Source organism: Undibacterium sp. SXout20W, assembly GCF_049340285.1.
In the GTDB taxonomy this organism is placed as follows: domain Bacteria; phylum Pseudomonadota; class Gammaproteobacteria; order Burkholderiales; family Burkholderiaceae_D; genus Undibacterium.
In genome coordinates, this window is sequence record NZ_JBMPPH010000105.1 from 1 (window position 1) to 1,090 (window position 1,090).

General features: G+C 41.7%; 3 protein-coding genes and 1 pseudogene. 3 read left to right on the plus strand and 1 reads right to left on the minus strand.

Annotation, left to right across the window (positions count from 1 at the left end; all coding sequences use genetic code 11):
• From ACO0K1_RS20170 to ACO0K1_RS20180, 3 genes and pseudogenes are all read left to right on the plus strand, one after another.
• Window positions 1-118 (plus strand): annotated as a pseudogene (locus ACO0K1_RS20170) (IS30 family transposase); the annotation flags it as partial.
• Window positions 119-154: 36 nt separating this feature from the next.
• On the plus strand, window positions 155-556 hold the full coding sequence (locus ACO0K1_RS20175) for a hypothetical protein (protein WP_423028990.1): 402 nt from the start codon (window positions 155-157) through the stop codon (window positions 554-556).
• Window positions 557-821: 265 nt separating this feature from the next.
• Window positions 822-1,004, plus strand: coding sequence for a hypothetical protein (locus ACO0K1_RS20180; protein WP_423028992.1), 183 nt, complete (start codon window positions 822-824; stop codon window positions 1,002-1,004).
• Here ACO0K1_RS20180 and ACO0K1_RS20185 read toward each other — a convergent pair.
• The coding region (locus ACO0K1_RS20185) for a transposase domain-containing protein (RefSeq protein WP_423027520.1) at window positions 993-1,090 on the minus strand (98 nt) is incomplete at its 5' end. The genes ACO0K1_RS20180 and ACO0K1_RS20185 overlap by 12 nt on opposite strands.

Below are 1,090 nucleotides of genomic sequence, written 5' to 3' on the forward strand. Positions count from 1 at the left end.
ATGGGCGATGAACAGCTTAAATCATCGTCCCAGAAAATGTCTCGGCTTCAAAACGCCGCACCAAGTATTTATGAAGCAGTTACAATCGCATCAACATGTGGTTGCACTTCGAAATTGAATCCGCCTTGCTTTAAATTTTTCGTAAGGAGGTTTAATGTCAAAGAGTATGATTTGCGCAGCATTTGTAAGTACGTTTGCGTTGGCAAATTTTGGCGGAATACGAGGTGAAAATATGACGAATTTTGACGTGACTCACATGTTCGATGTCAGGGAAAAGGCAATGAAAGAATGTTCAGAAAGATATGAACAGAATGAGAGGGATGCTGTATTTAGAGCTAAAGACAACCCATTAGGATCAATTGGTGCAACTTATATTCCGCGAGATCGGGGCGAAGAAATGATAACGTGTATGGATTTAAAGGGATTTTCAATAGCATTTAATTCTTTATCAAAATTCAACAGTGTCGAATTAGATCGAATGTCACGAGAGACTATCAAAAAAGTAAAAAAGGACGATGCAAATAGAGCATTAGCGGATGTTAATGGATGGAAGTGAAGAGGGGGGCGGAATTTTGGATTTTGTCGCAATAAGGTTGCACAAGCACAGGACAGTGGTCGCAGTTCTTTAATTTACAACAGCGTCAGGGCAAACAGTTGGATACACAGGTGGTAAATGATCTTGATTATCGTTGGCGATCATACCTGCCAACATGAATTGCATGATGTGCCAGCGAAGATCGCTATCGACTAGAACAGTGCCGCTACTGCGTCAGTAAACAACCTGATCGCCGACAGCGGCCTCGAAATTATGTTGAGTCATTATGTTGATTCAATTGCAATATTTGAACAATCTTGTAGAACAAGAGCACCGAACCGTCAAACGCCGAGCGCGCCCCATACTGGGATTCAACCAATTCCAATGGGTTGCCAAACTTATGATCGGCATTGAAACCAAGGATATGAGTATGCGTCCGACAGATCCACCTAAACAATCAGTGATTTGACGAATTCAATCGCAACGGCAGCAATTCATCAATACGATTATTTTTACAGGTAGGGAGTTTTTCCAACGTATCTTTAAGCCAAGCGA

Bases quoted from the DNA above. Each gene is read 5' to 3' on its own strand.
- ACO0K1_RS20175 (WP_423028990.1), top strand. From the start codon at position 155: ATGTCAAAGAGTATGATTTGCGCAGCATTTGTAAGTACGTTTGCGTTG.
- ACO0K1_RS20180 (WP_423028992.1), top strand. From the start codon at position 822: ATGTTGATTCAATTGCAATATTTGAACAATCTTGTAGAACAAGAGCAC.